A 24,221-nucleotide genomic window follows, 5' to 3' on the forward strand; every position below is an offset into this window, starting at 1 on the left:
ATGAGCCTGACTTCCGTGTCCCGGGTAGCCTTCCAGCAAGCCGCCCTGATCGATGTGTACAGCCCCTACGACGGCAGCTTGGTCGGCAGCGTCGCCAACCTCACTGCCGACGCGGTGCCGGGCCTGCTGGCGCGTGCTCGCCAGGGTGTAGGCGAAAGTGCCGCGCTGCCCCGGCACCGGCGCGCCAGCATTCTTGAACAGGCCGCCCGCCTCATCGAACGCGACGCTGCCGATTTTGCCGGGCTGATTGTCGATGAAGCGGGCAAGACCCTGCGCCAGGCCGAAAAGGAGGTAAAGCGCTGCATCAACACGCTCAAGCTGTCTGCCGAGGAAGCGCGGCGCAACGCCGGCGAAGTGGTGCCGTTCGATGCCTATGAAGGCTCCGAGTCGCGCCAGGGCTGGTTCACCCGCGAGCCGCTGGGGCTGATCCTGGCCATCACCCCGTACAACGACCCGCTCAACCTGGTGGCACACAAGCTGGGCCCGGCCATCGCCGGCGGCAATGCCGTTATCCTCAAGCCTTCCGAGCTGGCCCCGTTGTCGGCGCTCAAGCTGGTGCAGTACCTCACCGATGCCGGGCTACCGGAAGCCGTTGTCAGCGTTGCCACCGGTGGCGCCGAACTGGGCAAGGCGCTGGTGGCCGTGCGTGATGTGCGCATGGTTTCCTTTACCGGCGGCTTCGCCACGGGCGAGCAGATTGCTCGGGGCGCGGGCTTGAAAAAGCTCGCCATGGACCTGGGCGGCAACGCCCCGGTGCTGGTGCTCAAGGACTGCGACCTCGAAGCCACTGTCGAATCGTGCGTATCGGGCGCGTTCTGGGCCGCCGGGCAGAACTGCATCGGCACCCAGCGCATCCTGGTCGACGCCTCGATCTACGACGCGTTTCGCCAGCGCTTCGTCGCCTTGACCCAGGCCATGGTGCTGGGCGACCCGGGGCGGCGTGAAACCGATATGGGGCCGATGATCAGCGAAGCCGCTGCACGGCACATCGAAGAGCGCGTCAACCAGGCCCTGCAGGGCGGCGCCCGCCTGCTCTGTGGCCACCAGCGCCAGGGCGCCAACTATGCGCCGACGGTGCTGGAAGGTGTCGACCACAACAGCCGGCTGTGGCGTGAAGAGGTGTTCGCCCCGGTGGTCATGCTGGCGCCTTTCGAGGACATCGAGCAGGCCGTCGCCCTGGCCAATGCCCCTGAGTACAGTTTGCATGCCGGGGTGTTTACCCGCGACTTGTCCTTGGCGCTGAGCCTGGCGAAGCGCATCGAGGCAGGCGGCGTGATGATCAACGACTCGTCCGACTACCGCTTCGACGCCATGCCATTCGGTGGTTCCAAGTATGGAAGCCTGGGCCGCGAGGGGGTGCGGTTCGCCTACGAGGACATGACCCAGCCCAAGGTCGTGTGCATCAACCAGATGGGCTGAGAGGGAAGCTTATGATCGAGCGATACGGGGTTGGCCAGCGGATGTCGTTGGCGGTCAGCTACAGGGGCCTGTTCGAAACCGCTGGCGTGGTCGCCGACGACCTGCAGCTGGACGTGCAGGGGCAGTTGCGCCAGGCGCTGAATACGATCGACAGGCTGATGGCTGAGGCCAGGGTGACCAAGGAGCAGTTGACCCGGGTCCAGCTGTGGATCGCCGACTACCGCCACTTCGACCTGGTGAACGAGGTATATGACGCCTGGTTGCAGGGCTGTGCCAAACCGGCACGGGCCTGCGTCGGTGCCGACCTGGGGGAAGGCTACCTGGTCGAGGTGCAGGTGTTTGCCGTGTGTAGCGAGCGCCCGTGACCGGCGCTGGCATATGCCCGCGGGTCAGCGCACCAGCCGTGGTACCACCCGTACGTAGACGAGCTCGCTCACCAGCTCGACCAATGTCTGGGTAATCACGGCTGCTGCCGCCAACCCGCGCACCTCGTCCGGCAGCGCCAGCGCCAGCGGCAGCACTACCAGCGAGTTGCGCGTGGCGGCGCTGAAGGTCACCGCGCGTGCTTCGCTGGCCGGCAGGCGCAACAGGCGCGCCGCGAGCCTGCCGAGCAGCGGTGCCGCAAGCATGAAGCCCAGGTATACCGGGATCAGCGGCAGTAACTGCTCGAAGTCACCCTGCACCATGGCGATCTGCGAGGCGATCACCACCAGCAGTACCAAAGCCATCGCCGGTACCGGCAACCATGCCCAGGCGCTGTTCCACGTTGCGACCCTGCGTGAGCGACGGGCGCCGGCGCTGGTGAGTACAGCCAGGGCCAGCGGCAGCACGATCAGCAGCACGAAGGCTTCCACGAACGGGGTGAGCGCGAGCGGCACGTTGTCACCCAGCATCAGCGCCAGGTACAGCGGCAACAGCGCCAGTTGCGCCAGCAGCAGCACAGGTGTGGCGGCCAGGGTCAGGCGCGCATCGCCTTTGCCGATATGGGTGAACACCACCACGTAGTCGATGCACGGGGTCAGCAGCACCAGCAGCGCACCGACGAGGAGTGCCGGCTGGTCGCCCAGCCCGCGGGTGATGGCCCAGACCAGCAATGGCACAAGAATGAAGTTGGCCAGCAGCAAGGCCGCCATGAAACGGCGGTTACCCAGGCCTTGGCGCAGGTCGAGGAAGGGAATCTGCAGGAACATCGCGTACATCAGCACGGCGATGGCGGGCGTGATCAGGGCTTGCAACAGGCGTGCGGTATCGCTGGCCAGCAGGCCGAAGGCGACGGCGGCGAGTACCGCAGCGAAGTAGATGGGGATCTGGTGGGTTTCGAGTTGTTCTCTGGTCAAAGGTAAGCCTGTGTCTGATCGCGCTCAAGATGGCACAGAGTAACGTGATAGCGGGTGGTGGTTTTACTAAAGGCACTTTTAGCAGGCCTGTTGCCGGCCAACCAGCCCCACAGGGTCCAGAGCCTGTCGAGCGTCGAGTCTGTCAGGAACACTCCCTCCCCGGTTTGCGGGCCGTTGCATAGGTCATTGTCCGACGCTTGAGCGGCCTCGAAGGTGACCGGGAAGGCCAGTGCTATCTGGTCAGTCGTGGCTAGCCTTGTTGAAAAGTGATTGAACTCAGCGTCAAGCCCAGTCGACTCCGCGTTCGACGATGTTCAGGCGCAAAGATGTGGCAGGCACGGACCTGCGAGTGATGAGATAGCCGCCTTCACCGTCGCCGATCAGGTTGGTGGCCAGGTGTTGCGCACTCTCGACGCATTCGAGGTTGAGCATGGCGAAGTCGTTGGGCAGGTCTGCAAGGGTGATGGCTTGGCCTGTATGAGCCAGACGCAGCAGCCAGGGTGACGGGACGGCGCCTTCTACCGGAGCGACGTTGGCAACGCCATATTTGCTCTTGAACACGGCTTGCCCGTAATGCGCGCCACCACGCACATACAAGTGGTAGCCCTGATCGCTGTGACGGAAGTAGAGGAGGGTGGGAGACACCTCGCCTTTGAGGTGGAAATCCACCTGCCCGGCCTCTCGGGCAGCATCCCAGGCTTCATCAGGACCGCTCAATACTCCAAGCGCCTGAGAGATATCCATCATGCCCAGGCTGGAGTCGGGGTGGGCCACCTGGATACTGCCTTCTGCTGCATCGCTGAGCACGGTAAGTGGATGGCCATTAACCAGTAGTGTGGCAGTAAAGGAAAGGGTTTCGTGAGCCGTCATGTGCAGTCTCCTGCTTGCTGATTAGAGGAAACGGCAGGTTATGCAGCCTGGCTCACCCAAGCCATTCGGAAGTACTACCGCCGCCAGGCGCCAGGTATGAAAAAGCCCGGCACAAGGCCGGGCTTTCTTTACCTCAGGCTGGCGCCAATCAGTTGCCGTAGACCGGCAGCTTCTTGCAGATAGCCTTGACCTTCTCACGTACGGCGTCGATGACCGCTTCGTTGTTCAGGTCAGCCAGGATGTCGCAGATCCAGCCAGCCAGCTCGCGGCACTCGGCTTCCTTGAAACCACGGGTGGTCACGGCCGGGGTGCCGAAACGCAGGCCCGAGGTGACGAACGGGGAACGTGGGTCGTTCGGTACCGAGTTCTTGTTGACGGTGATGAAGGCTTTGCCCAGTGCGGCGTCAGCATCCTTACCGGAGATTTCCTGCTTGATCAGCGACAGCAGGAACAGGTGGTTCTGGGTGCCACCGGAAACCACGTCGAAACCACGCTCGATGAACACGGCGGCCATGGCCTGGGCGTTCTTCACCACCTGCTGCTGGTAAGCCTTGAACTCAGGCTGCAGGGCTTCCTTGAAGCAGATGGCCTTGGCGGCGATGACGTGCTCCAGCGGGCCGCCCTGGGCGCCCGGGAAGACGGCGGAGTTCAGCTTCTTCTCGATCTCTTCGTTCTTGCGAGCGAGGATCAGGCCACCGCGCGGGCCGCGCAGGGTCTTGTGGGTGGTGGTGGTGACCACGTCGGCGAATGGCACCGGGTTCGGGTACACGCCAGCGGCAACCAGGCCGGCAACGTGGGCCATGTCGACGAACAGGTAGGCACCGACCTTGTCGGCGATGGCGCGGAAGCGGGCGAAGTCCAGAACCTGCGAGTAGGCCGAGAAGCCGGCAACGATCATCTTCGGCTTGTGCTCGACAGCCAGGCGCTCGACTTCGTCGTAGTCGATCAGGCCGTTGGCATCGATGCCGTACTGGATGGCGTTGTACAGCTTGCCCGAGGAGCTTACCGAAGCACCGTGGGTCAGGTGACCACCATGGGCCAGGCTCATGCCCAGGATGGTGTGACCGGCCGACAGCAGGGCCAGGTAGACAGCGGCGTTGGCCTGGGAGCCGGCGTGCGGCTGAACGTTGGCGTAGTCGGCGCCGAACAGCTGCTTGGCACGGTCGATGGCCAGTTGCTCGACGACGTCGACATACTCGCAACCACCGTAGTAGCGCTTGCCCGGGTAGCCTTCGGCGTACTTGTTGGTCAGGACCGAGCCCTGGGCTTCCATGACTGCCGGGCTGGTGTAGTTTTCCGAAGCGATCAGCTCGATATGCTCTTCCTGGCGCAGAGCTTCTTGCTGCATGGCTTCGAAGAGCTCGGCGTCGTACTTGGCAATGGTCAAATCACGGCTGAACATGGCGGTCCTCAAGGATCGGGGTGAATTGGGGGGGCATTCTAACCGATTGATTCGCCGCTGGCATATGAAGTGGCATCAAGTCGCGGACCAATGGGCTTCATGTTGCATCCCGCGCCGTGTCTGGGCTGGGCGCGGATCGGAATTGACTCTCAGGTCCGTTTTTCAGGCGTGGGGCGCGGGCCCTGCATGGGCTTCTGCAGGAGCGGCTTCAGCCGCGATGGTCGGCAAGGCCGGTGCCAGCCAGCGCGTCGCCTGCATCGCGGATAAATCCGCTCCTGCAAGCGCCCGCGTATGTCAGGAGCGGGCCGGCTCAATTGAACATGAACAACGTCTCGTTGGCGAACTGCGCCTCGAACTGATGCGCCGGCATCGGCCGCCCGAACAGGTAGCCCTGCACTTCGTCACAGCCATGCTCGCGAAGGAATTCCAGTTGCTCGTGGGTTTCCACGCCTTCGGCGATTACCGCCAGGTTGAGGCTGTGGGCCATGGCGATGATGGCCCGGGCAATCTGCGCATCCTGCTCGCCTTCCGGCAGGCCGTCGACGAAGGTGCGGTCGATCTTCAGCACGTCGATAGGGAACTGCTTGAGGTAGTTCAGCGACGAATAACCGGTGCCGAAGTCGTCTACCGCGATGCTCAGGCCAAGGTTCTTCAGGCCGGCGAGAATCTGCAGCGCTTCGTTCACCTCGCGCATCAGGATGCTTTCGGTCAGCTCCAGTTCCAGGCACGCCGGCGGCAGGCCGCTCTCTTCCAGGACCCTGGCGATGCGCGTGCCCAGTTGGCCATCGGAGAACTGCCGCGCAGAAATGTTCACCGATACCTTCGGTACACGCACCTTGGCCTTGTGCCAGGCCTTGAGCTGGCGGCTGGCTTCGCGCAGCACCCAGTCGCCCACGTCCACCACCAGGCCCAGCTCCTCGATCACCGGGATGAAGTCGCCCGGTGGCACCAGGCCGCGGGTCGGGTGCCGCCAGCGCAGCAGGGCTTCGGCACCGGTCAGGCGCTTGCCATCGCCGCTGAACTGCGGCTGGTAGTAGAGTATGAACTCGTTCTGCTCCATGGCATGGCGCAGGTCGCTCTCCAGCTCCAGGCGCTCCAGGGCGCTGGCGTTCATCTCGGCCTGGTAGAACTGGAAGTTGTTCTTGCCGCGTTCCTTGGCGTGGTACATGGCGGTGTCGGCGTTCTTCATCAGCTGGCTCAGTTCGCTGCCGTCCTGCGGGCTGAGGGCGATGCCGATACTGGCGGTGACGAAGAACTCGCGGTTTTCCAGCACGAACGGCCGCACCAGGCTGGCGAGGATGTTCTCGGCCACGTGAATCGCGCGGTTGAGGGCGATCTCGCGGGTAGCGCGTGGTTGCAGCAGCAGGGTGAACTCGTCGCCACCCATGCGCGCCACGGTATCGTCGTCGTCCACGCAGGCCAGCAGGCGCTGGGCCATGTCCTTGAGCATGCGGTCGCCGGCGGCGTGGCCGAGGGAGTCGTTGATCGGCTTGAAACGGTCCAGGTCGAGGAACATCAGCACCACCCAGGCCTTCTGCCGCTCGGCCTGTTGCAGGGCGTTGTACAGGCGGTCCTGGAACAGCGTGCGGTTGGGCAGGTGGGTGAGGGCGTCGTAGTACGCCAGGCGGTGGATGCGCTGTTCGCTGGCCTTGCGCTCGCTGATGTCGGTGAAGAAGCACACGTAGCTGGCCAGGTCGCCCTCGTCGTCCAGCACCGCGGTAATGCCGACCCAGGCCGGGTAGTGGTCACCGTCACGGCGCTTGAGCCACACTTCACCTTCCCAGCTGCCGCGCTGGTGCAGCTGCTTGACCACATAGCGCAGGTGGCCTTCCTGCTGTTCGTCGACGGTGAGCATGCCCGGCAACTGGTCGAGCACCTCGCTGACGGCGTAACCACTGACGCGGCTGAACGCCTCGTTGGCCTGCACGATATAGCCGGCCGGGTCGGTGATGAGAATCGCCGATGTCGAGTGCTCGAATACCGTCGCAGCCATGCGCAGGTCTTTTTCGGCACGGCGTTGCTGGCTGATGTCGCGGCCCACCCCGAGCACGCCTTCGAAGTGCTGGTCATCGTCCCACACCAGCACCAGGCGCAGTTCGATGGGTATCTTGCGGCCATCGGCGCGCAGGCAGTCGAACAGGAACAGCTGGGTCGGCAGCTGGCTGCGCAACTGGGCCAGCAGCGCCGGGTCGCCCATGGCCTTGCTGACGCGTTCCATCAAGCTGTAGATGCCGGTGAGTTGCGCCGGGTTGGCGATGATCGACTGCCAGCCATTGGTGAAGATCCAGTCGGCCTGGTAGCCCAGCACGCTCTGTACCGAGGGGCTGACATAGTTGAGCTGGAGCCGGCTGTCGGTGGAGAAGATCACGTCGCTGATGCTCTCGGCGAGCATGCGGTAGCGCTGCTCGCTGTCGCGCAGCGACTGGCTGGCCTCGATCTGTACCGTCACGTCCTTGCCCACGCCGATGATGCGCGTGACCAGGCCATCGGCGTCACGGGTCAGTACCTGTTCGCGAATGTCGTAGCAGCGCCAGCCGCCATCGCGGTGGCGGAAGCGCAGCTGGCAGTGCAGCGGCTGGTCATGGCCGCTGTCGCGCTGCTGGTGGCGCAGGGCCTGATAGTGCGTGGCGTCTTCGGGGTGCAGCAGCAACTCCCAGAAACGGTCGCCCATCTGCGCCAGCTCGGTACGGTCGTAGCCCAGGGTCTGGCCGAGATGGCGGTTGCTGAAGATCATCCGCTGGCTGAGTACGTCCTGCACGTACAGCTGGTCGGGTACGGTGCGCACGACGTCCGACCAGAAGCTTTCGCGCTCCAGCAGTGACAGCTCTACCTGCTTGCGGCTGGTGATATCGCTGATGCTGAGGATCACTGCCTGGTAATCACGGCGCTGTTGCGGCAGGCGCGCCATCAGCCACAGGTGCAGCTCGCCACCCAGCGGCGCCGGCAGGCGCACTTCCAGTTCCAGCAACGCACGTTGCTCGATCAATGCATCGATCAGCTGCATGCCCACGCTGTCGCGGCCATCGCCGGTGCCGTCGATCAGGCGCCGCCAGGCACCTTCATGGCACTCGATGTTCAACAACTGGCGTGCCACCTGGTTGATCTCGGTGATCTTCAGTTCCAGCAGCAGCGAGCGGCGCAGGTTCGGGTCGAGGGCCAGGCTGTGTTTGAGCGCGGCGCGGTTGCGTAGGTGATAGCGGTCGAGCTGGCCGGGCAGGCTGGACAGGTCGAGCACGCACAAGGCCACGCCGGTGCCTTCGAAAATTTCCTGGTAGCGCCGGCGGTCTTCCTGCAGCGCCCGTTGCCGGCGGCGCATGTTGATCAGCGCGACAACCGGCAGCATGGCGCAGAACAACACCAGCAGGCATTTGCCCAGCAGTGCGGGCAGCAGCGTCTGACGCGCCAGCTTGGCGTCGAACAGGCCGCGCAGTTGCCAGGTGCTGTTATCGATGAAGGCCAGCATCACGCTCTGCAGCGGCGCGTTGCTGCCAGGGGTTGGCGCATGGCGCTGCAGCACTTCGCCGCTGCGGCTGTTTTCCAGCAGCCACAGCGGACGGCCGGGGCCATCCAGGTAGGTGATCAGCGGGCGGTAGTACGCTGGCGCCAGGCGCAACAGCCAATAACCGCTGTGCTCATCGGAGCCTTGACGCAGTAACAGGTAGACGGAGCTGTTGTCGGCCGAATTGGTGAAGAAATACGGGCTGCCCTGGCTCAGCTTGAGCAATTCGTCAATCGACTGGCGGTCGGGGCTGCCGGCAAGGCTGTCGGCCTGCAGTTTCCCGGCTGCATCCAGCCAGGCCAGGCTCTGCAGGTCTGGCAGGTGTTCGCGCAAACCGGCCAGCACGGCGGGCAGGGCCGTGGGCGTCGGTACATTGGCGTAGGGCTGCACCACATTCGTGGCCTGTTGGGCCTTGAACGCCAGGTTCAGGCTGAGGTGGTCGGCCAGCTCGGCGGTGCCTTCCAGGGTTTTCTTGCGCAGGTCGGCCTGGGTATGGCTGAACTGGGCGAACAACTGCCACAGCAGCAAACCCAGCAGGATCAGGGCCAGCAGCGCCAACGCACCCTTGATCGACCCGCGCAGGGAGGCAGCGGGCGCCTGGGGCGCGGAACGCAATGACGGCGGATGAGTGAGATTGGTCAAGCGTTGATCCTGCGATTGGGCTGGCGATGGCAGGGGTTGATGATGCACGGTACGTGCCGGTATCTGGTTGCCAGACTGCGGTGGCGCACTATAAGGCCGGACACCCGAAACGGGCTAGCATGCCTAGGATTATGGCAAAGTGCCAGCCAATGTGACCGGTGGTGCCTGCCGTGTGGTTCGGCAAGCCCCTGCGACCTGTGCGAGAATAGCGCCCGCTTCACATGACAACGCATCGGAGATGTTCGGTTTTGGTTACTCACTTTTCCTCCAATGGCCTCGATTCCGCCTGCGGGCGCAGCAGTCAGACCCTTGTCAGCACTGCCGTGACCGAGGACGTATCCTGCAAGTCTTGCCAGCGTTCGCTGAGCAAACCCGAGGCGGCCACTGCCGCCAAGAGCAAGAGCCCGTCGCTGGCTGAACTGCGCAAGACCGCCAAGGCGGCAGCAGAGCCGGCAGTTGCCGTAGCCGCGGCCAGCAAACCGGCCGCCAGGGTGGTCAGCATGCCTGCTGCGCAGCCGGCCAAGGCGGCGCAACAACAACCGGCCCGTGCCGCTGGCTTCAGTGTCAAGGCAGCCTGGGCTGCGCGCCTGGCCGAGCAGGGCGACCGTTGCCGCTTGCCGCGCGGCAAGGCCAAGCAGCGTCACGTCTGAGCCCGCTTCGGCTGTTGTGCCGGCCCTTTCGTGGGCGAGCCCGCGAAGAGGCCGGTACTGGCAACCATTTTCCCCTGGGGATCACCCCACCATCGGCCCCTCCTGTGCAACGCTGCGCGTTGGCGTAGAATGGTCGACTTTGTTCAATGACACCCCGTAAACACATCCCCCTGGCCAGCGTGCCGGGGCGATCGTCGATGTCTTTACCTATCTGATTAGAGGGCTTGGTTTTGGCTCAATACGTCTACACCATGCATCGGCTGAGCAAAGTCGTGCCGCCGAAGCGGGAAATTCTCAAGAATATTTCCCTGTCGTTCTTCCCGGGCGCCAAGATTGGCGTGCTCGGCCTGAACGGCGCCGGTAAATCGACCCTGCTGCGGATCATGGCGGGCGTCGACAAGGAATTCGACGGCGAAGCCCGTCCGATGCCCGACATCAACGTTGGCTACCTGCCGCAGGAACCGCAACTGGACCCGAACAAGTCGGTGCGTGAAGTGGTCGAGGAAGCGGTCAGCGTGATCAAGGACGCCCAGGCACGCCTGGACGAGGTCTACGCCGCCTATGCCGAACCCGATGCCGACTTCGACAAGCTGGCCGCCGAGCAGGCCAAGCTCGAGGCCATCCTGCAGGCCGCCGACGGCCACAACCTGGAGCGCCAGCTGGACGTTGCCGCCGACGCCCTGCGCCTGCCGGCCTGGGATGCGCGCATCGAGCACCTGTCCGGTGGTGAAAAGCGCCGTGTGGCCCTGTGCCGCCTGCTGCTGTCGGCCCCCGACATGCTGCTGCTGGACGAACCGACCAACCACCTGGATGCCGACTCGGTGGCCTGGCTGGAGCGTTTCCTGCACGACTTCCCGGGCACCGTGGTAGCGATTACCCACGACCGTTACTTCCTCGACAACGTCGCCGGCTGGATCCTGGAACTGGACCGCGGCGCCGGCATCCCGTACGAAGGCAACTACTCGGGCTGGCTGGAAGCCAAGTCCGAGCGCCTGGCGCAGGAATCGAAGCAGCAGAGCGCCCATGAAAAGGCCATGAAAGAGGAACTGGAGTGGGTGCGCAAAGGCGCCAAGGCCCGCCAGTCCAAGTCCAAGGCCCGTCTGCAGCGCTTCGAGGAAATGCAATCGCAGGAATTCCAGAAGCGCAGCGAAACCAACGAGATCTACATCCCGGCCGGTCCGCGCCTGGGTGACAAGGTGATCGAGTTCAAGAACGTCACCAAGGGCTACGGCGACCGCGTGCTGATCGACAATCTGTCGTTCGCCATGCCGAAAGGCGCCATCGTCGGCGTGATCGGTGGTAACGGTGCCGGTAAGTCGACCCTGTTCCGCATGCTGATGGGCAAGGAGCAGCCGGACTCGGGCAGCATCGAGATCGGTGAAACCGTGCAGCTGGCCTGCGTCGACCAGAGCCGTGAAGACCTGGACGGCAGCAAGACCGTGTTCCAGCAGATCTCCGACGGTTCCGACGTGATCCGCATCGGCAACTACGAGATCCCGTCGCGTACCTATGTGGGCCGCTTCAACTTCAAGGGTGGCGACCAGCAGAAGTTCGTCAAGGACCTGTCCGGTGGTGAGCGTGGCCGCCTGCACCTGGCCCTGACCCTGAAGGAGGGCGGTAACGTCCTGCTGCTCGACGAACCGTCCAACGACCTCGACGTCGAAACCCTGCGTTCGCTGGAAGAAGCCCTGCTGGACTTCCCGGGCGCCGCGATCGTGATTTCCCACGACCGTTGGTTCCTGGACCGTGTGGCCACCCACATCCTGGCGTACGAAGACGACTCGAACGTGGTGTTCTTCGAAGGCAACTACACCGAGTACGAAGCCGACCGCAAGAAGCGCCTGGGTGATGCCGCTGCCCAGCCGCACCGTGTACGGCACAAGAAGCTGGCCCAGTAAGCCGGTATTCTGATGCACAAGAATGGGGCCTTGTTAGGCCCCATTTTTGTGCCTGGCTGGAAACTGGAGTTGGCTTCATTCGCGGGCATGCCCGCTCCCACAGCAGCCCTTGGAACCTCAGGCCTGTAATGGGCCTGTGGGAGCGGGCGAGCCCGCGAAGAAGCCGCCGCCGACATTTGGTTTTGTATACACTTATAGAAAACGCACCAAATAATTTCAAAAAAACGACATTTCGCCCTGTTCCGGTGCGATGGCTTCTTGGTACATTCGGGAAAAAACCAATAAGCCCAATCCTCTTGGTGAGATGTCTACCATGATCGAATCCGTCGACAATTTCCTCGCGCGCCTGAAGCAACGCGACCCGGCCCAGCCCGAATTCCACCAGGCGGTGGAAGAAGTGCTGCGCAGCCTGTGGCCGTTCCTCGAGGCCAACCCACATTACCTGCAGGCCGGCATTCTGGAGCGCATGGTCGAGCCTGAGCGCGCCGTGCTGTTCCGCGTGTCCTGGGTCGATGACCAGGGCAAGGTGCAGGTCAACCGCGGCTACCGCATCCAGATGAGCAGCGCCATCGGCCCGTACAAGGGTGGCCTGCGCTTCCACCCGTCGGTGAACCTCGGCGTGCTCAAGTTCCTGGCGTTCGAACAGGTGTTCAAGAACTCCCTCACCTCGCTGCCCATGGGCGGCGGCAAAGGTGGCTCGGACTTCGACCCGAAAGGCAAGAGCGACGCCGAGGTGATGCGCTTCTGCCAGGCGTTCATGAGCGAGCTGTACCGCCACATCGGCGCCGACCTGGACGTGCCGGCCGGTGACATTGGCGTGGGGGCCCGCGAAATCGGCTTCATGTTCGGCCAGTACAAGCGCCTGGCCAACCAGTTCACCTCGGTGCTCACCGGCAAGGGCATGACCTATGGCGGCAGCCTGATCCGTCCGGAAGCCACTGGCTACGGTTGCGTGTACTTCGCCGAGGAAATGCTCAAGCGCCAGGACAAGCGCATCGATGGTTGCCGCGTGGCGATTTCCGGCTCGGGCAACGTGGCCCAGTATGCGGCGCGCAAGGTCATGGACCTGGGCGGCAAGGTCATCTCGCTGTCCGATTCCGAAGGCACCCTGTACGCCGAGGCCGGCCTGACCGACGCCCAGTGGGAAGCGGTCATGCAGCTGAAGAACGTCAAGCGTGGCCGCATCAGCGAACTGGCCGCCCAGTTCGGCCTGGAGTTCCGCCAGGGCCAGACCCCATGGAACCTGCCGTGCGACATCGCCTTGCCGTGCGCCACGCAGAACGAGCTGGACGTCGAAGACGCCCGCACCCTGCTGCGTAATGGCTGCATCTGCGTGGCGGAAGGCGCCAACATGCCGACCACCCTCGCGGCTGTGGATATCTTCCTGGACGCCGGCATTCTTTACGCGCCTGGCAAGGCCTCCAACGCCGGCGGCGTGGCTGTGTCGGGGCTGGAGATGTCGCAGAATGCCATGCGCTTGCTGTGGAGCGCCGGTGAGGTGGACAGCAAGCTGCACAACATCATGCAGTCGATTCACCATGCGTGCGTGCACTACGGTGAAGAGGCCGATGGCCGGATCAACTATGTGAAGGGTGCGAACATTGCCGGCTTCGTGAAAGTGGCGGATGCGATGCTGGCGCAAGGCGTGGTCTGATTCGAGCGTGCCGGGGCCGCTTTGCGGCCCTTTCGCGACGCAAGGCCGCTCCTTGTATCTCGACTTTCGCCTCGCAAGAGGCGAAAGTTCTCGACTGATCATCGAGGGAAGGTCATGAAGCGGAGCCGCTCCGAGGGCATCGAGCCCGCACTGTAGATAACGCTCTGGCCTTCCAACCCCACTCAAACAGTTCGAACGGTATCTAGTGCCCGCCCCCGGCGTGAGCACGCATTCACAAGGTTGAACCGAGTGCTGGGTGATCCAACTTTCGTTGCTTGAAGGAGAAGATCATGTCTGTTGTTGGCGTTGATGTAGCCAAGCGATCTTTTGACATCGCCACCCCGCTTCCCAACGGGAAGGTCCGTACCAAAGCCAAGCTGGCCAATGAACCAAGTGGTTTTGCCCAATTTGCAGCCTGGCTCGAGCAGCATGCCGAACCACATGCCTGGGTTGTCATGGAGGCCACCGGCACCTATCACGAAGCGCTTGCTGACTACCTTCACGGCAAGGGTTACCGGGTGTGCATTCTGAATCCCGCAGTCATCGCCAAATTTGCCGAGGCTGACCTTCGACGTGTCAAAACCGATAAGGCGGATGCCAAGGTTATTGCAGCTTACGGTCAGCAAAAAAATGATCTGCTCCGTCAGTGGGAACCTGAGCCGCCAGCTCAGCGGCGTTTGCGGGCCTTGGTGCGGCGTCTGGACGATCTGAAAGAGATGCAGCAGATGGAGCAGAACCGCCTGGACGTGGCGCAGACGGCTGTACAGGCATCCATCAGGGCTGTAATTGGACATATCAGCGAAGAAATAGCGAAAACCCGAAAGGCCATTGACCAGACGATCGATGACGATCCCGATCTGCGCCAACGACGGGAACTGATTACGTCAATTGACGGCTTGGGCGACACCACGGCCGCGCTGATCCTTGCTGAGTTGGGTGATCCGCTGAAGTATTAAAGTGCGTCAGCCATTGTTGCGTTTGCAGGTCTCAACCCGATGATCCATCAATCGGGGGAGAAGATTGGCCAATCAACCATTTCCCGCACAGGAGCGCCAAGGTTGCGCGCTGGCTTGTGGATGTCAGGCACGGTCTCGATCAGGCATAACCCCGTCGTACAAGCGCTGGCTGAACGATTGAGTAACCGGCGCAAAGCCTACAAGCAGATAGTTTGTGCAGCCATGCGCAAGCTATTGCACCTGGTGTATGGCGTGGTGAAGTCAGGCAAACCGTTTGACCCTCAAATCGCCCTTGTGGGATGAGGGTCAAGACGGTATCTACAAGCGCCGCGGTCACCCAGGTTGTCGCGGTCTGCTGCAGGAGCGGCCTTGCGTCGCGATGGGCTGCAAAGCAGCCCCCTGGCTCCTACAAGCGCCGCGGTCACCCAGGTTGTCGGGGTTTGCTGTAGGAGCGGCCTTGCGTCGCGATGGGCTGCAAAGCAGCCCCCTGGCCTTCAATCCTCACCCTCGATATCGACTACCTCGATCATCTGCTCTCCCGCCGGCCGTCGCCACAGCACTTCATCTCCAGGCCCGGCCCCGAGCAATGCCCGCCCCAGCGGCGAGCCCCAGTTGATCAAGCCGCGCCCCGCATCCGCCTCGTCCTCGCCCACCAGCCGCACCACATGCTCCTGGTCCTGGGCATCGACAAAGCGCACCCGGCTACCGATCTGCACCTTGCTCCGCGACGTCGCCGCCGCGACCACCTGGGCGCTCTGCAGCCGCGCGTTGAAATAGCGCAGGTCCCGCTCGGTATCGGCCAGGCGCTGCTTGTCGCCACGCTCGCCTTGTGCCTGCAGCTCGTTGCGCAGGGCATTCAGCTCGGCCACGCGGTCTTGCAGCTGGCGCAGGCCACTGGCGGTCACGTAGTTGGGTTGTTCGCTGACCCGCCGCTCGACCGGCTGGTCGGCCTGGGCGGCGGCCTGGTCTTCGTTGACGAATGCTCGGCTCATGGATACCTCCTTGTGCAGGAGACCATCATGGCTGGCTGCCGGTTTCAAGGAATGTCCGATTGCGACTCAGTCGTGCCGATAAGCCTTGGCAGCGCCGCGATCCTTTTCCTGTTGCCATTCGCGTTCACGCTCGTCCCAGAAACGCTCGTGGTACTGGCGCTGTTCTTCACTGTTCTGCATGGCCTGGCACTGGCGGAAGCCGTCGTCCCAGCCCGATTCGTACTGCCGGTCGTGCAGGTAGCGCGGTACATCCTTGCGGAAGTCGCCGACCATCAGCCCGGCCGCCTGGCGGCCACTGCTGCAGCCATCTTCATAGCCGTCGGCGAATGCGCGGGGATAACCTCGGTCGACCAGCTGTTCGTGGGTCGTTTCGCAACCCGCCAGCAACAAGGCAATGCACAAGCCCGACCAATACCGCGACATGACCACCTGGACCTTCGGAGAGATACCGGAAAGTCTAGGTGGCGATTTGTCGGGGAGCTGTCAAAACAGTGTCAAAGAGTCGGTTGGTTCACACTCAGTAGTGGTACCACTTCAGTTCCAGCATCACCTCGTTCTGCGCCGTTGCCAGGTGGCTGAACTCGCGCGAGGCGCTCAGGCGCAGCCCCAGGTTCTGGCTGATTTCCCACTGCTGGTTCAGGCTCACGCTGCGTCGCACTTCGCCATTGGTGAAGTAATCCCCCTTGGCCTCGAGCGTCATGTTGCCCAGCCCGTTGCGCCACAGCAGCCCGCTGTTGAACCCCGCCGCCGGGGCGATGAACTGGGCAAAGTCGTTGTGGTGCTCGACCCGCAGCGTGCCCAGGGCAAAGCCCAGCAGCCCGTCCGCCAGCTGCCAGGTGCCACCGGCTCCGCCATTCACATGGCTCACCAGCACTTCGTCATCATGCTTGCCCGGTACCCGTTCCAGCCCGCCGGCCACTTGCCACGACCACGGCTTGAGCAACGCGTTGCGCGGGGTCAGCGAGCGGATGGTGGCCAGGTCCAGGCGCTGCACCTGCCAGTCGTTGCCTTCGTACTGGCGCACTTTCAGCTGCAGGATCTCGATCTGCGCCCCCAACGGGAAGCCGTAGGCGTTGTCGTTCAGGTCGTGGTAGGCCATGCGCAGGCCATACTCGGCGTAGGCACGGTCCTCGCGGGTGCCTGCGCCCAGCTGCCAGGTGCGTGAATCATGGCCGTCCTCGGGCAGCCCCGGGCGTTCGATGTCCAGCGCCGGTGGCGGGTTGCGGTTGATCGCCTGCAATAGCTCGAAGCTGCGCCGGGCCTGGCCGGCGTCGCGCTGCTGGCCGTTGGCGCGGTAACGCTCCAGGCGATACGCGGCATCCTGCACCAGTGCCTGGCGTGGGCGGGGCAGGGCGGTAAAGTCAGGGTTCTGCAGCTGTGCGGTATCGGCGCTGATGGCCAGCACCTGCTGCTTTTCATGATGGTCCAGCGGTTCGGCCCGGGCCAGCAACTCGCGCTCGCGCGAAGGGCGGTATTTCACGCTGGAAACCAGGCCGGACTGGCGCACCGCCTTCACCGTGTCGGTGGGGATGGCCGTGAGCGGGAACTGTGAGGTCAGGTCCAGGCTCGGCCGGGCTACCTGCAGCAACTCCAGCAGGCGATACGAGCAGTTTTCGTCGAAGAAGAAGTAGTCGAACTGGATCTGCTTCAGCTCCCACACATGCTCGACCATGCGCCCGGTCTCTGCTGGCGTCAGGTCCAGCTGGTATTCCCACAGGTCGCGGTTTTCCAGGCTGCGGTACTCGGAGAGTTTTTCCTGGTAGGGCATCAGCGCGAACAGCCCCGGGTAGCCGCCCATCAGGCCTTTCCAGGCATACAGGATGCTGTTGTCGCTGCCTTCGATATAGGCGCCGAAGTTGATCGCGTAGCTCAGCAGCGTGGTGTCGTCGCTGCGGGTTTTCGACTGGTCGATGCGCAGCAAGGTATGGCCGAACATCGAAGACGGGCTGTTCAGGTACGCCGCCGGAAAGATCAGCGCCGCGCTGTGCGGGTCGATCGACTGGTACCAGGTGGTGAACTCCTGGCAGGCCGGCTGTGGCAAGCCTTGCAGGTCGAGCTGTTCGCGCAGCCAGCGGCTACGCGCGGGGAACCGGCACTGGGCGTGCTGGTCGCCGAGGCTGGCCGGGGCGTACAGCGCTTCGACGGTGGCTTGCAGCTCCTGGTCGGGGTGGTGCGCGCCGTCCTCGGCGAGGAAGAACGCGTCATCGTCCACATAGCTGCGCCAGCCACCGAGCTTGGCGGTTTCGTAGTGGCCCAGGGCAATCCAGTAGGGGGTGTTGGCCAGTTGCTGGAGATGGCCTTGGTCCAGCAACGGTGCGGCATGTACAGGGGCGCAGGCACACAGCGCCAGGGAAACGAGGCGTTTGAGCATGTCGGGCAACTACTTCTCAACGATGCCGAAAAAAGGCGAAACCCGCCCCGTAGCCGGGGCGGGAGCAGCTGCGCTTAGGCCTCGGTAGCGTATTTGGCCAGGCGTGGATCGTTCTTCAGAACGGCCAGGGTATTGCTGTGGACCGTTTCGGCAGTGACGTCGGCACTGCTGAAGATCTGGTTGAAGTGCTGGTGGGTGACTGCTGCGAAGTAGCCGCGGTCTTCCGGGGCTACGCCGAGTACCACGGCATAGGTGGTCAGTGCTTCGCCCTGGCCCATGGCCATGTCTTCGGACAGCTCGTTCATCATGCCATTCATGGCGAACCAGGACTTGCCGCCGTAGGTCAGCGAAGCCTTGGTCGAGCAACCGTTGGTGCCGGACGTCATGCCGAAGGTAGCGTTACCGGAGGTGCCGTTGGTGGTAGAAGCCAGGAAGTGTGCCGGAGTGCCGCGCTGGCCTTCGAACAGCATGTTGCCCCAGCCGCAGTTCGGGCCACCTGGCGCTTCGGCCATGGCGTTGAGAGAAACTACGGTGAACAGAGTACCCAGAAGAATCCGTTTCATAGCATTTGTTCTCTATTTGACTTAACCAAGGGTCAGGGTTTCTGGCAACTCGGTTGCCAGGTCGGGAAAGCTTTTCACCCACCCGCGCAGCTTGGAGTTTAGGCACGATCTAAAGGTTGCGTTGCTGATTGCGAAAAATTTGCTGTCGGATGACCCGCTGCGGCTGGAGATAAAGTCCCGCGGAGCCTTGCAAGGCGCGCGCGGGCAGCGCCAGAATGCTGCGTATCTGCCCCGCCGAAGTAAGGAAACCCAATGCCCGATCCTGTCGCTGCGCGCCTGCGTCTCGCGCCTGAAGCCCTGACCCGGCGTTTCTCCCCCGAGCAGTTTGCCTTTACCAACACCGACGATCTGGAGCCGTTTCGCGGAGTCCTGGGCCAGGAACGTGCTGTCGAGGCCCTGCAGTTCGGCGTGGCCATGCCGCGCCCCGGTTACAACGTGTATGTGATGGGCGAGCCCGGCACCGGCCGTTTCTCGTTCGTCAAGCGCTACCTCAAGGCCGAGGGCAAGCGCCAGCAGACCCCGGCCGACTGGGTCTACGTCAATCACTTCGATGACACCCGCGAACCGCGCGCGCTGGAATTGCCCTCCGGCAGCGCCGGGGCGTTCATTGCCGACATGAACGGGTTGATCGACAACCTGTTGGCGACCTTCCCGGCGGTGTTCGAGCACCCGTCCTACCAGCAGAAGAAAGGCGCCATCGACCGCGCTTTCAACCAGCGCTACGACCGCGCCCTGGATGTGATCGAGCGTGCCTCGCTGGAAAAGGACGTGGCCCTGTACCGCGACGCCAGCAACGTCGCCTTCACCCCGATGGCCGACGGCAAGGCCCTGGATGAAGCCGAGTTCGCCCAGCTGCCGGAAGAAGTGCGCGAGCAGTTCCACGAAGATATCGCCCTGCTCGAGGAGCGCCTGAACGAAGAACTGGCCAGCCTGCCGCAATGGAAGCGCGAGTCGAACAACCAGCTGCGCCAGCTCAACGAAGAAACCATCACCCTGGCCCTGCAGCCGTTGCTGGCGCCGTTGTCGGAAAAATACGCGGAAAACGCGGCGGTCTGTGCCTACCTGCAGTCGGTGCAGTTGAACCTGCTGCGGACCGTGGTCGAGCAACTGGTCGACGACAGCAAGAGTGACGCCGCCGCGCGCAAGCTGCTCGAAGAGCAGTATGCCCCCAGCCTGGTGGTCGGCCACCACGCCGACGGCGGTGCGCCGGTGGTGTTCGAGCCCCACCCGACCTACGACAACCTGTTCGGCCGCATCGAGTACAGCACCGACCAGGGCGCCCTGTATACCTCGTACCGCCAGCTGCGCCCGGGCGCACTGCACCGCGCCAACGGGGGGTTCCTGATCCTCGAAGCCGAGAAGATGCTCGGCGAGCCGTTCGTCTGGGACGCACTCAAGCGTGCCCTGCAGTCGCGCAAGCTGAAGATGGAGTCGCCGTTGGGCGAGCTGGGCCGCGTGGCCACCGTCAGCCTGACGCCGCAGGTGATCCCGCTGAACGTCAAGCTGATCATCATCGGTTCGCGCCAGCTGTACTACGCGCTGCAAGACCACGACCCGGACTTCCAGGAGATGTTCCGCGTGCTGGTCGACTTCGACGAAGACATGCCCATGGTCGACGAGAACCTGGAGCAGTTCGCCCAGTTGCTGCGTACCCGCACCAACGAAGAAGGCATGGCGCCGCTGACCAGTGATGCGGTAGCGCGCCTGGCCACCTACAGCGCCCGCCTGGCAGAGAACCAGTCGCGCTTGTCGGCGCGTATCGGCGACCTGTTCCAGCTGGTCAGCGAAGCCGATTTCATTCGCCAGCTGGCCAGTGACGAAATGACCGACGCCGGCCATATCGAACGCGCGCTCAAGGCCAAGGCCACCCGTACCGGGCGTGTTTCGCAGCGGGTGCTGGACGACATGCTGGCCGGGATCATCCTGATCGACACCGAAGGCGCGGCCATCGGCAAGTGCAACGGCCTGACCGTGCTGGAAGTGGGCGACTCGGCGTTCGGCATGCCGGCACGTATCTCCGCCACCGTGTACCCGGGCGGCAGCGGCATCGTCGACATCGAGCGCGAGGTCAACCTCGGCCAGCCAATCCACTCCAAGGGCGTGATGATCCTTACCGGTTACCTGGGCAGCCGTTATGCCCAGGAATTCCCGCTGGCGATCTCGGCGAGCATTGCCCTGGAACAATCCTACGGCTACGTCGACGGTGACAGCGCCTCGCTGGGCGAGGCCTGCACGCTGATCTCGGCCTTGTCGCGCACGCCGCTCAAGCAGTGCTTCGCCATCACTGGCTCGATCAACCAGTTTGGTGAAGTGCAGGCGGTGGGTGGGGTCAACGAGAAGATCGAAGGTTTCTTCCGTTTGTGCGAGGCACGTGGCCTGACCGGCGAACAGGGGGTGATCATCCCGCGGGCCAACGTCGCCACGCTGATGCTCGATGAGCGCGTGCTGCAGGCGGTGGAGAACGGCATGTTCCACGTCTATGCGGTCAGCCAGGCCGACGAGGCGCTGAGCCTGCTGGTGGGCGAGGAGGCCGGCGTGCTGGATGACAAGGGCCAGTTCACCGAAGGCAGCGTCAACGCCCGCGTAGTAGAGCGCCTGCGCGAGATCGCCGAGATGATCGGCGAGGAAGAAATCGAGAAGGCGGAGAAAGAGCGCCTGGAAGAGGTGATTGCCCAGGCTAAGCCAGCCTGAGTCAATAAACCGGCGCTGGCGGCGATGTGCTACCGTTCAGCGCCGGTTTTCCATCTTCTCGTGCTGTTCTTCTATGCTGGAACTTAAGGACGTTATCAGCGTTCAGGATGGAAACAGCCTGACTCCAGGCTGAACAGGGCTCTTTGGAGGGGACGCGGCCATGCGCAACCTCAGCCTCACACGCCAGTGCCTGGGCCTGGTGACCCGTATCGAATGCTGCATCCGACCGCTGGCCGGGGACAACGGTATGTGGACGCTGCTGTTCGCTGCCGGAATGGCCGGTGAACAGCCTTCCGCGATCAAGGCCCAGGGGCCGTTCCATGGGCCGCTGGTGGCTGAATCGGTACTGAATGCCATCGTCGACAGCCTGACCTTGCATGGCTACCAGGTGGCCGAGGATCCACAGATCTGGTGCTTGCACTTGCAGGCGCAGTTGCGGCGGATCAATGGCGATCGCTGCCGTAACCTCGGGGATTTCCAATTCCATCCTGAAACCTGAACCATTGCGGGGCTGCAGCGCGGCCCCGTTTCAGCGGGCTTTTGCTGCAACAGGTGGCTGGCTATACTCGCCGTCGCTTTTTAGTCACCTGATGAGTCCCAATCCTCCATGGAACGTATCCTCGAAAACGCGATGTATGCCTCGCGCTGGCTGCTCGCACCGATCTACTTCGGCCTGTCCCTTGGCCTGCTGGCCCTGGCGCTGAAATTCTTCCAGGAAGTGATCCACGTCCTGCCCAATGTTTTCGCCCTGAGCGAAGCCGACCTGATCCTGGTGATCCTGTCGTTGATCGACATGTCGCTGGTCGGTGGCCTGCTGGTGATGGTGATGATCTCGGGCTACGAAAACTTCGTCTCGCAGCTGGACATCGATGAGAGCAAGGAAAAACTCAACTGGCTGGGCAAGATGGATTCTTCGTCGCTGAAGATGAAAGTCGCGGCGTCGATCGTGGCCATTTCCTCCATCCACCTGCTGCGGGTGTTCATGGATGCGCAGAACATCTCCACCGACTACCTGATGTGGTATGTGATCATCCACATGACCTTCGTGGTCTCGGCGTTCTGCATGGGCTACCTGGACAAGCTCACCAAGCACTGAACCCTTCGCCTGACGCGGCCCGTGTAGGAGCGGCCTGGTGTCGCGAAGGGGCGCGCAGCGCCCCGGCCATAGTCGGGCGAAGCTGCAAATTCGCGGCGAAGCTGCAATCGTCTGGGCCGCTGCGCGCCCCATCGCGACACCAGGCCGCTCCTACAGCAATGGCGCTGCTTGGCGCTGGCAACTGACGAGCGGCGTCAGTCGTGCCTTGTGTATTCTCCGTTTCTGTACAAAAAATGAGCTTTCATGCGTGGTTCCCGTCCCGAGGTGCTCTCATGAACCTGCATCAGCTCAACACCGAGGCCAGGTCTGGCCATGTCGACGAACTGAACCTGATCGCCATCGAAGGCGGTGACTACCTGCTCGAGGCCCGGGTCAAGGGCCACGCCCATCCGCTGTCCGACGCCCGTGGGCAACGCCTGCGCGTGCACTCGGTAGAGGATGCGCGCAAGCTGCTGCAAACCATCCCCATGGTTTCGATGAATCTGGTGCACTGGTCGGTGCAGGATGAAATGTGTGGCATGGGCACGCACCCGGAAGAAGACTTGAAGGTGCCGATTTCCCAGCGCTCGGCCTGGTAGCTGCTCGCGGCGCCCCAGTGTGCTAGGCTGCTCGCCCTTTTCATCAAGGGCGCGGCTTCACTGCGCCCTGCAGTGGAGCACGACAATGTCCGAACTCAACCTGTCCACCGACGAAACTCGCGTCAGCTACGGCATCGGCCGTCAGCTGGGCGGCCAGCTGCGTGACAACCCGCCACCAGGCGTGAGCCTGGAAGCCATCCTGGCCGGCCTGACCGACGCCTTCAACGGTGCCGACAGCCGCGTCAGCGAAGCCGACCTGTCGGCCAGCTTCAAGGTCATCCGCGAAGTGATGCAAGCCGAAGCGGCCGCCAAGGCCGAAGCTGCTGCTGCCGCTGGCAAGGAATTCCTGGCTGAAAACGCCAAGCGCGAAGGCATCACCACCCTGGCCTCGGGCCTGCAGTTCGAAGTGCTGACCGCAGGTGAAGGCGCCAAGCCGACCCGCGAAAGCAACGTTCGCACCCACTACCACGGCACCCTGATCGACGGCACTGTGTTCGACAGCTCCTACGATCGTGGCCAGCCGGCCGAATTCCCGGTGGGTGGCGTGATCGCTGGCTGGACCGAAGCCCTGCAACTGATGAACGCCGGCAGCAAATGGCGCCTGTACGTACCGAGCGAGCTGGCTTACGGCGCCCAGGGCGTTGGTAGCATCCCGCCGCACAGCGTGCTGGTGTTCGACGTCGAGCTGCTCGACGTTCTGTAATACCGCTGGGGCCGCTTTGCGGCCCATTCGCGATACAAGGCCGCTGCTACAGGGTGAACTGCGCCCCGGATGTTGGGCAAAAAAATCCAACCTCAGGGGCGTAGTTCAGGGATATGCGTTCTCCTGTAGGAGCGGCCTTGCGTCGCGATCGAGGGCGAAGCCCTCGCCAGCTAGTCAGTTCCAGTCTGTTCCCCCAGGGCGCAATGCCCGTGCATAGCAGAACAGGAACAGGTTGCGCACCAGCTCCTTGAGCACCCCCGGTTCACTCGAGTTCAGCCCGCTCATGTCCAGGTCGCCCTGGTCACGCAGTTCGTCGAGCGCTTCTTGTTCAAGCACCGCGCACACTTCGCCGGTTTCCCGATGAAGGATGCGCAGGTAGGGGTGAGGGCGGTCCAGCCAGGCGTCGATCAGATAAGTCATGGCTATTCTCCTTGGATAGCGGCTCCAATGAGAATAATTCTTATTATCTAAATAGCAAGCGCCAATTGGCGGTTTTTGCGTTATCAGACTTTACGCACGAACTCTGACTTCAGCTTCATGGCGCCGATGCCGTCGATCTTGCAGTCGATGTCGTGGTCGCCATCGCACAGGCGGATGTTCTTGACCTTGGTACCGACCTTGACCACCAGGGACGAACCCTTGACCTTGAGGTCCTTGATCACGGTGACGGTATCGCCGTCCTGCAGGATGTTGCCGACCGAGTCCTTTTTCACCACCTCGTCGCTGGCTGCCTCGGCATCGCCGCTGGCCGACCATTCGTGGGCGCATTCAGGGCAGATCAGCTGAGTGCCATCCTCGTAGGTGTATTCGGAGTTGCATTTTGGGCAGGGTGGCAGAGTGCTCACTTCGGTTCCTCAAACAGACAGGCGGTAAAAGCCCGACATTGTAAGAGGTATCGTT

General features: G+C 63.1%; 21 protein-coding genes and 1 pseudogene. 12 read left to right on the top strand and 10 right to left on the bottom strand.

All coding sequences use genetic code 11. From position 1 onward, the window contains the following. Both HG549_RS03595 and HG549_RS03600 read left to right on the top strand, forming a co-directional pair. The gene (locus HG549_RS03595) at positions 1-1,419 is read left to right on the top strand and encodes an aldehyde dehydrogenase family protein (RefSeq protein ID WP_170028188.1); all 1,419 of its coding nucleotides are present in this window, start codon (positions 1-3) and stop codon (positions 1,417-1,419) included. A gap of 41 nt (positions 1,420-1,460) precedes the next feature. After that, on the top strand, positions 1,461-1,784 hold the full coding sequence (locus HG549_RS03600) for a RidA family protein (protein ID WP_170034024.1): 324 nt from the start codon (positions 1,461-1,463) through the stop codon (positions 1,782-1,784). Positions 1,785-1,808: 24 nt separating this feature from the next. Here HG549_RS03600 and HG549_RS03605 read toward each other — a convergent pair whose 3' ends face one another. The 4 genes and pseudogenes from HG549_RS03605 to HG549_RS03620 form a co-directional block, all read right to left on the bottom strand. Beyond that, complete coding sequence (locus tag HG549_RS03605; protein ID WP_170028189.1) at positions 1,809-2,756, bottom strand: bile acid:sodium symporter; 948 nt, start codon at positions 2,754-2,756, stop codon at positions 1,809-1,811. Between the two features lie 282 nt (positions 2,757-3,038). Beyond that, the gene (locus tag HG549_RS03610; protein WP_170028190.1) at positions 3,039-3,626 is read right to left on the bottom strand and encodes a hypothetical protein; all 588 of its coding nucleotides are present in this window, start codon (positions 3,624-3,626) and stop codon (positions 3,039-3,041) included. 148 nt (positions 3,627-3,774) lie between these two features. Next, on the bottom strand, positions 3,775-5,028 hold the full coding sequence (gene glyA / locus HG549_RS03615; protein WP_170028191.1) for a serine hydroxymethyltransferase: 1,254 nt from the start codon (positions 5,026-5,028) through the stop codon (positions 3,775-3,777). A 310-nt stretch (positions 5,029-5,338) separates the two neighbouring features. Continuing rightward, a pseudogene (locus tag HG549_RS03620) lies at positions 5,339-8,470 on the bottom strand (EAL domain-containing protein); the annotation flags it as partial. Positions 8,471-9,417: 947 nt separating this feature from the next. Between HG549_RS03620 and HG549_RS03625 the strand changes: the two are divergent. The 5 genes from HG549_RS03625 (at position 9,418) to HG549_RS25920 (ending at position 14,630) form a co-directional block, all read left to right on the top strand. After that, positions 9,418-9,819 (top strand): hypothetical protein, encoded by a 402-nt coding sequence (locus HG549_RS03625; protein ID WP_170028193.1) that lies wholly within the window; start codon positions 9,418-9,420, stop codon positions 9,817-9,819. Between the two features lie 230 nt (positions 9,820-10,049). Further along, positions 10,050-11,717, top strand: a complete 1,668-nt coding sequence (gene ettA, locus HG549_RS03630) for an energy-dependent translational throttle protein EttA (protein ID WP_170028194.1) — start codon at positions 10,050-10,052, stop codon at positions 11,715-11,717. 313 nt (positions 11,718-12,030) lie between these two features. Beyond that, entirely contained in the window at positions 12,031-13,371 is a 1,341-nt protein-coding gene (gene gdhA / locus HG549_RS03635) for an NADP-specific glutamate dehydrogenase (RefSeq protein WP_170028195.1), read from the top strand. Between the two features lie 290 nt (positions 13,372-13,661). Further along, positions 13,662-14,327: an IS110 family transposase gene (locus HG549_RS03640; protein ID WP_256666054.1), complete on the top strand. Its 666-nt coding sequence runs from the start codon at positions 13,662-13,664 to the stop codon at positions 14,325-14,327. A 39-nt stretch (positions 14,328-14,366) separates the two neighbouring features. Continuing rightward, positions 14,367-14,630, top strand: a complete 264-nt coding sequence (locus tag HG549_RS25920) for a transposase (RefSeq protein WP_372241538.1) — start codon at positions 14,367-14,369, stop codon at positions 14,628-14,630. A gap of 191 nt (positions 14,631-14,821) precedes the next feature. Here HG549_RS25920 and HG549_RS03645 read toward each other — a convergent pair whose 3' ends face one another. From HG549_RS03645 to HG549_RS03660, 4 genes are all read right to left on the bottom strand, one after another. After that, a complete protein-coding gene (locus HG549_RS03645; protein ID WP_170028196.1) occupies positions 14,822-15,319 on the bottom strand; it encodes a GreA/GreB family elongation factor in 498 nt (165 codons plus the stop codon). A gap of 66 nt (positions 15,320-15,385) precedes the next feature. Beyond that, complete coding sequence (locus HG549_RS03650) at positions 15,386-15,742, bottom strand: hypothetical protein (RefSeq protein ID WP_170028197.1); 357 nt, start codon at positions 15,740-15,742, stop codon at positions 15,386-15,388. 94 nt (positions 15,743-15,836) lie between these two features. Next, positions 15,837-17,690 (bottom strand): DUF4105 domain-containing protein, encoded by a 1,854-nt coding sequence (locus HG549_RS03655; RefSeq protein ID WP_170028198.1) that lies wholly within the window; start codon positions 17,688-17,690, stop codon positions 15,837-15,839. Between the two features lie 74 nt (positions 17,691-17,764). Further along, positions 17,765-18,253, bottom strand: a complete 489-nt coding sequence (locus tag HG549_RS03660) for a DUF3015 domain-containing protein (protein ID WP_170028199.1) — start codon at positions 18,251-18,253, stop codon at positions 17,765-17,767. 252 nt (positions 18,254-18,505) lie between these two features. Between HG549_RS03660 and HG549_RS03665 the strand changes: the two genes are divergently transcribed. The 5 genes from HG549_RS03665 to HG549_RS03685 all read left to right on the top strand — a co-directional run bounded on the left by HG549_RS03665 (position 18,506) and on the right by HG549_RS03685 (position 23,321). Further along, on the top strand, positions 18,506-20,944 hold the full coding sequence (locus tag HG549_RS03665) for a Lon protease family protein (RefSeq protein ID WP_170028200.1): 2,439 nt from the start codon (positions 18,506-18,508) through the stop codon (positions 20,942-20,944). 160 nt (positions 20,945-21,104) lie between these two features. Next, entirely contained in the window at positions 21,105-21,443 is a 339-nt protein-coding gene (locus HG549_RS03670) for a hypothetical protein (RefSeq protein ID WP_170028201.1), read from the top strand. 108 nt (positions 21,444-21,551) lie between these two features. Then, positions 21,552-22,040, top strand: a complete 489-nt coding sequence (locus HG549_RS03675) for a TIGR00645 family protein (RefSeq protein ID WP_170028202.1) — start codon at positions 21,552-21,554, stop codon at positions 22,038-22,040. A 272-nt stretch (positions 22,041-22,312) separates the two neighbouring features. Then, positions 22,313-22,618 carry a DUF6482 family protein gene (locus HG549_RS03680; RefSeq protein ID WP_170028203.1) on the top strand — a complete coding sequence of 102 codons (306 nt, stop codon included), beginning with the start codon at positions 22,313-22,315 and terminating at the stop codon, positions 22,616-22,618. 85 nt (positions 22,619-22,703) lie between these two features. Further along, positions 22,704-23,321, top strand: coding sequence for an FKBP-type peptidyl-prolyl cis-trans isomerase (locus HG549_RS03685; RefSeq protein ID WP_170028204.1), 618 nt, complete (start codon positions 22,704-22,706; stop codon positions 23,319-23,321). A gap of 174 nt (positions 23,322-23,495) precedes the next feature. Here the strand turns inward: HG549_RS03685 and HG549_RS03690 are convergent, their stop codons facing one another. After that, positions 23,496-23,741 carry a hypothetical protein gene (locus HG549_RS03690; protein WP_170028205.1) on the bottom strand — a complete coding sequence of 82 codons (246 nt, stop codon included), beginning with the start codon at positions 23,739-23,741 and terminating at the stop codon, positions 23,496-23,498. Positions 23,742-23,824: 83 nt separating this feature from the next. Beyond that, entirely contained in the window at positions 23,825-24,166 is a 342-nt protein-coding gene (locus tag HG549_RS03695) for a zinc ribbon domain-containing protein YjdM (RefSeq protein WP_009686103.1), read from the bottom strand. Positions 24,167-24,221 lie beyond the last annotated feature (55 nt).

The organism is Pseudomonas sp. SK (genome assembly GCF_012975065.1).
Taxonomy (GTDB): Bacteria; Pseudomonadota; Gammaproteobacteria; order Pseudomonadales; family Pseudomonadaceae; genus Aquipseudomonas; species Aquipseudomonas anuradhapurensis.